The sequence below is a fragment of the Streptomyces sp. DvalAA-14 genome (assembly GCF_900091855.1).
GTDB lineage: Bacteria > Actinomycetota > Actinomycetes > Streptomycetales > Streptomycetaceae > Actinacidiphila.
The window spans coordinates 1-2,234 of the sequence record NZ_FMCH01000070.1 but is presented as its reverse complement, the minus strand read 5'-3'; the positions used below and the strand labels follow the sequence as shown (position 1 = coordinate 2,234).

Here is a 2,234-nt window from a genome sequence, read left to right as displayed (position 1 = left end):
GCCGGCGGCGCCGCGCGCACGGCCCCGCGGCCGGCCCCGCCGATGGCGGCACCGATGGCGGCACCGATGGCGGGTCAGCCGGGTGAACGCGGTCAGGAGTACTTGACCCCGGCCGCCCCTGCTGTGCCAAACTCAGGGACGAACGAGGCTGGCCATCGCAACGCGAGGGTGTGGGGAGGCTCCGTGCATCGATCTTCCCACCCGACGCGGCCCCTTTCCGGTCCCCGGCCGGACCCGGATGTCGGCCGGAACGCGCTCTCCAGGACGGTCTCAGCGCCCGTACCAGACCGTGGTGGCGTTGCAGAAGGCCCGGATGCCGTGACCGGACAGCTCGCGCCCGTACCCCGACCGCTTGACGCCGCCGAAGGGCAGCGCCGGATGCGAGGCCGTCATCCCGTTGAAGTAGACCCCGCCCGCCTGCAGATCGCGGGTGAAGCGCCGCTGCTCGTCGACGTCCCGCGTCCAGACGTTGGAACTCAGGCCGAAGGGCGTGTCGTTGGCGAGCGCGACAGCCGCGTCCACGTCCGGCACCCGGTAGAGGGTGGCGACCGGGCCGAAGGCCTCCTCGCGGTGGATCCGCATCTCCTCGGTGACACCGGTCAGCACGGTCGGCTCGTAGTACCAGCCGGAGGTCAGCGACTGCGGGCGGCGGGCGCCGCACAGCGCGGTGGCCCCCTTGGCAAGCGCGTCGTCGACCAGTTCCGCCAGGTCGGCGCGGCCCTGCTCGGAGGACAGCGGGCCGATGTCGGTAGAGTCGGCCATCGGGTCGCCGACGACCAGGCCGCTCATGGTGCGGGCGAAGGCCGCGGCGAACTCGTCGTAGAGGTCCTCGTGCACGATGAAGCGCTTGGCGGCGATGCAGGACTGGCCGTTGTTCTGCACCCGGGCGGTGACCGCGGTGTGCACCGCGTGGTCCAGCTCGTCGCGGGCGGACGGCATCACCACGAACGGATCGCTGCCGCCCAGTTCCAGCACGGTCGGCTTGATCTCGTCGCCGGCGATCGCGGCGACCGCGCGGCCGGCGCCCTCGCTGCCGGTGAGGGTCGCCGCGGCCACCCGGGGATCGCGCAGCACGCCCTCGATGGCGTCCGAGCCGATCAGCAGGGTCTGGAAGCAGCCCACCGGGAAGCCGGCGCGGTGGAAGAGGTCGCCGAGGTAGAGGGCGGTCTGCGGGACGTTGGAGGCGTGCTTGAGCAGCCCGACATTGCCGGCCATCAGGGCGGGGGCGGCGAACCGCACCACCTGCCAGAGCGGGAAGTTCCAGGGCATGACGGCCAGCACCACTCCCAGCGGGCGGTAGCGGACGTAGGCCTGGTGCGCGCCGCTGTCCGCCACGTCGGCCTCGTCGGGGTGCTCGTCGGCGAGCAGCCGCTCGGCGTTGGCGGCATACCAGCGCATCGCCTTGGCGCACTTGGCGGCCTCGGACTTGGCGGCGGCCAGCGTCTTGCCCATCTCGGTGGTCATGGTGCGGGCGATCTGGTCCCGCTCCTCGTCCAGCAGGTCGGCTGCCGCGGTCAGCAGCGCGGCGCGGGCGGCGAAGTCGGTGGTCCGATAGCCCCGGAAAGCGCTCTCCGCCTTGGCGATGCGCTCCTCGATGCCGTCCGCCCCGAGCGCGTCGAATTTCCGCAGGGTCTCCCCGGTGGCGGGGTTCACGGTGGCGATGGGCATGCTCTGTTCCTCCTCGTGCCGGGGCCGGGCGGCCGGGGTGCCCCCGGGGTGCGGCGCCGGCCGCCGGGCCGGCGTCCTCGCGGGGTGTCCGAGCAGGCCGTCTACCCGCCCTCCGCCGGGCCATGCGGCTCCCGCCCCATCCTGCCCCGCCCGCCCCGGCACCGCGACAGCTCACCCCCCAAGCGGGTCCCTCCTCCCGGACAGGCGGGCGCCGTCCGGCCGGCCTGCGCGGCGGCGGGACCGGAAGCCGGATGGACGGCAGGCCCCCGGGCCGAAGCGCCGGTTCCGACCGGAAGCGTTCATCAGGTGGTAACTCCCGGCACATCACGCACAGGTTCTACGCGCGCAGAATTTCCCCGGCACGTCATGCACTCGTTCTACGCGCGCAGATTTTCCCGCTCGTCCGCGGTTCTCCCGATGCATCCCCCACTGACCGCCCCCCACCTGGAGGTTGACGGATGTCTGGTTCTCGCATGCCCCGAAGTCGCGTGCTGATCGGCGCGGCCGCCGCGCTGGGCACGCTCGCCCTGGGCGCCGCCGGTATCGCCACCGGCAGCGCCCAGGCG

At 73.3% G+C, this 2,234-nt stretch carries 1 protein-coding gene; it reads right to left on the bottom strand.

Annotated elements, in window-relative coordinates:
* Positions 1–270: 270 nt before the first annotated feature.
* Positions 271–1,668 (bottom strand): NADP-dependent succinic semialdehyde dehydrogenase, encoded by a 1,398-nt coding sequence (locus GA0115240_RS03560; RefSeq protein ID WP_093735181.1) that lies wholly within the window; start codon positions 1,666–1,668, stop codon positions 271–273.
* Positions 1,669–2,234: the final 566 nt, after the last annotated feature.